This window comes from Kitasatospora sp. NPDC096128 (genome assembly GCF_040303105.1).
Taxonomy (GTDB): Bacteria; Actinomycetota; Actinomycetes; order Streptomycetales; family Streptomycetaceae; genus Kitasatospora.
In genome coordinates, this window is the sequence record NZ_JBEOSP010000115.1 from 1 (window position 1) to 3,553 (window position 3,553).

The following is a 3,553-nucleotide window of genomic DNA, read 5'->3' on the forward strand; positions in this document are numbered from 1 at the left end:
TGCCCGCCGAGGCCTGCGATCCGGGTGCCTTCGACGGTCAGGCGGTCGCCGTCGACGACGCCGCCGGGCAGGACGAGCCGGGCGCCGGACAGGGCAGTACGGTCACGGTCCGCGGTGGTCACGCGGTCACCTCCATCGAGAGCAGGTCCCAGGCGAGCAGGCCGGCGCCCAGGGACGCCGCGGTGTCTTTGAGCATGGCGGGTACGACCTTCGGGGGCATCTGGAAGGTCAGGCGCTCGGTGACCGCCGCGCGCAGCGGTGTGAAGAGCGTGTCGCCGGCCTCGGCCAGCCCGCCGCCGACGATGACCGTGGACGGGTCGAGCAGGCTCTGGGCGAGCACGATGCCGTCGGCCAGGGCGTCGACCGCGTCCTTCCAGACCGCGCGGGCGCGGTCGTCCCCGTCGTCCACCGCGGCGGCGCAGGATGCCGCGTCGGCGTCGGGGTCGCCGCTGGCCTCGGCCCAGGCGCGGGAGACGGCGGAGGCGGAGGCCAGCGTCTCCAGGCAGCCGCGGGCGCCGCAGCCGCACCGGGGGCCGCCGGGGCGGACCACGACGTGGCCGATCTCGCCGCCGTAGCCGTGCGCCCCGGCCTCGATCCGGCCGTCGATGCCGATGGCGCCGGCGATGCCGGTGCCGAGGGCGATGAACAGGAAGCGGTCGACGCCGCGGCCGGCACCGAGCCGGCCCTCGGCGAGGCCGCCCGACCGCACGTCGTGGCCGAGGGCGACCGGCATCGCGGGGCCGCGGGTGCCTCCGGCGGTGTCGGCCAGGCGCTCGCCGAGCAGCTTGCGCAGCGGGAGGTCGCGCCAGCCGAGGTTGGCGGAGAAGACCGCGATCCCGTTCTTCTCGTCGATCGTGCCGGGGACGGCCACGCCGGCCGCAGACGGGGCGAGGCCGAAGCGGGCGCGGCCCTCGTCGGCCAGGTCGGCGGCGAAGTCGAGGATGGCGGTGACGACGGCGTCGGTGCCGCGTTCCCGCCCGGTCGGTCGGCGTGCTTCGAACAGCACGGAGCCGTCCTGGGCGAGCAGCGCGGCCTTCATGCCGGTGCCGCCTACATCGAGTGCGATGACGTGCTTCACGGGGGACAGTTTCCCTTGGTCGGGTCGAAGAGGTCTAGTCCAGTTGTCGGATTGGTCTGGTCCATACTGGGTGAGCTTTGTCTCGGGTGCGGGGGTGTGCGGGGCTTTGGGCGGGAGGGCCTGCTCGGGGGTCTCGTGCACTGGTTGTTGCGCATCGTGCAATGAAGCAGGGCACTTCGGTAACTACTCGAGGGGCGGGGGCGAGTGGTGTGGACCAATGGGCGAGCGGTTTGGGAGTGTGGCGCTCCCCCCTGCCGGATTCCCTCGTCCGGCTGTAGTCCTTCTTGAAGGCGGTACCCGCGTTGGACAGGCGCGCCCACGTTTCCCTCCGTGTGCTCGGTACGGCGTTGGCCGGAGCACTGGTGCTCACCACGGTCAGCGCGTGCAGCGGGCAGGGCGACGGGCAGGTCACCCTCAAACTGGTCGCCGCGGACTACGGGGAGAACGTCGAGACCAGCTCCAAGCACTACTGGGACGAGGTCTCCAAGGCCTTCGAGGCGGCCAACCCCGGTATCAAGGTCCAGGTCGAGGTGGACAGCTGGACCGACATCGGCAAGAAGGTCGACGACATGATCGCGGCCGGGAAGTCGCCCGACCTGCTGCAGACCGGCGGCTTCGCCGAACAGGTCGCGGCCGACCGGCTGTACCCGGCGGCGGACGTCCTCTCGATGGACACCCAGGCCAAGTTCATGGACAACTTCTCGCACGCCGGGCAGGTGCTGGGCACCCAGTACGGGATCCCGTTCGTGTCGTCCTCGCGGGTGCTCTTCTACAACAAGGCGGTCTTCCGGCAGGCGGGGATCACGCAGCCGCCCACCACCTGGAACGAACTGCGGGCCGCGGCGGAGAAGATCAAGGCCAAGGTGCCGGGGGTGACCCCGTACGGGCTCCCGCTGGGGCCCGAGGAGGCGCCGGCCGAGTCCATGCTGTGGACGCTGAGCGGGGGCGGCTCGCTCTCGGACGACGTCGGCAACTACACCATCGACAGCGACCAGAACCAGGCGACCTTCAGCTGGCTGAAGAACAACCTGGTCAGCACCGGGCTGACGTATTCGGACCCGGGCAAGATGAACCGCACCCCGGTGTTCCAGGACTTCGTCTCCGGGAAGGTCGCGATGCTCAACGGGCACCCGACCCTGCTGCGGATGGCGTCCGCCGGGAAGATCGACTTCGGTACGGCGGCCATCCCGAAGAAGGACGGCGTGGGGAGGACCGGGAGCCTCGGCGTCGCGGACTGGATGATGGCGTTCAAGGCCAACGGGCACAAGAACGAGATCAAGAAGTTCCTGTCCTTCGTCTACACGAAGGACTACCAGCTCAAGTTCGACGAGCAGTACAACCTGCTGCCGGTGACCCAGGACGCGTTCGGCCAGATGTCCTCGGACCCCAAGCACGAGGACCTCAAGCAGTTCGCGGTCGGGCTGACCAACGCGAGCTTCTACCCGTTCGGGGATCCGGCGTGGGGTGAGGTCAGCAACCGGATCAAGAGCGGGATCGGGCAGGCGGTGACCGGGGAGCCGAAGCAGGTGCTGCAGGGGTTGCAGGATGCGGCGATGAAGGAAGCGGCGCGGGTCCGTAAGCAGTAGGCCCCCCCGGGGGGGCGGGGGCTGGGCGGGGGCGGGGCGGGGGGCTTCTGGGGGGCCTTGTTCAGGGGAGCGTGATCGCGTAGGCCTTGCGGAGGGTCTCGTGGACCGTCCAGGTGGTGCGGTCGCCCTCGCGCAGGACGGCGCAGTCGCCGGGGCCGACGGACAGGGTCGGGCCGCCCTCGATCTCGATGGTGGCCCGGCCGCTCAGCACCACGAACATCTCGTCGGCCTCGACGTCGGTGACCACGCCCGGGGTGATCTGCCAGATGCCGCGCAGCTGGCGGCCGTCGGGGGACTCGGCGAGGACCTTGCCGGTGACCTCGGGGGTGCCGGAGACGATCTGGGAGGGGTCGAGGGGCTCGGGTTCGAGGTCGGTGGTGGGGATGTGGACGGCGAAGCTCGGCATGGTCATGGGGGTGACGCTAGTCGGGCGGGGACACCGGGGTGGGGGGCAGAGTGTGTCGGGGGTGCGTCCGAGAATGACACTTCGTAGGTCCGTGGGGGGATGTGCGGAGGTGGTGTGCGGTGGGCGAGCTGGGCGAGCTGAGTGAGCGGGACCGGGCGGTGCTGGCGCTGGAAGGGCGGCAGTGGCGGACGGCGGGGGCCAAGGAGCGGGCGATCCGGGAGGAGCTGGGGCTCTCCTCTACGCGGTACTACCAGGTGCTGAACGGGTTGTTGGACCGGGAGGAGGCGCTGGCGTTCGCGCCGGTGCTGGTGAATCGGTTGCGGCGGGTGCGGGAGGGGCGGCGGGGGGCTCGGTGAACGGGCGCTGCGCGGGGCTGGGGTGTGGGGGTGGGCTCTCGGGAGGGTGGGTGAGGCCGGGGGCGGTTCCGGGGGTGGGCGCTCCGGGGGCTGGATGATTTTCCGACCGCCGACTCTGTGGGGGAGT

The 3,553-nt window shown here is 71.1% G+C and carries 4 protein-coding genes; 2 read left to right on the plus strand and 2 right to left on the minus strand.

Features of this window, described 5'->3' with window-relative positions:
- Positions 1-118: 118 nt before the first annotated feature.
- Positions 119-1,078, minus strand: a complete 960-nt coding sequence (locus ABTY61_RS41785) for an ROK family protein (protein ID WP_350510486.1) — start codon at positions 1,076-1,078, stop codon at positions 119-121.
- A gap of 347 nt (positions 1,079-1,425) precedes the next feature.
- Here ABTY61_RS41785 and ABTY61_RS41790 point away from each other — a divergent pair, with 347 nt between their 5' ends.
- The gene (locus ABTY61_RS41790; RefSeq protein ID WP_350510487.1) at positions 1,426-2,664 is read left to right on the plus strand and encodes an extracellular solute-binding protein; all 1,239 of its coding nucleotides are present in this window, start codon (positions 1,426-1,428) and stop codon (positions 2,662-2,664) included.
- A 61-nt stretch (positions 2,665-2,725) separates the two neighbouring features.
- On the opposite strand, the gene ABTY61_RS41795 is transcribed toward ABTY61_RS41790, so the two are convergent.
- Positions 2,726-3,076, minus strand: coding sequence for a cupin domain-containing protein (locus ABTY61_RS41795; protein ID WP_350510488.1), 351 nt, complete (start codon positions 3,074-3,076; stop codon positions 2,726-2,728).
- 122 nt (positions 3,077-3,198) lie between these two features.
- Here ABTY61_RS41795 and ABTY61_RS41800 point away from each other — a divergent pair, with 122 nt between their 5' ends.
- A complete protein-coding gene (locus ABTY61_RS41800; RefSeq protein WP_350510489.1) occupies positions 3,199-3,426 on the plus strand; it encodes a DUF3263 domain-containing protein in 228 nt (75 codons plus the stop codon).
- Positions 3,427-3,553 lie beyond the last annotated feature (127 nt).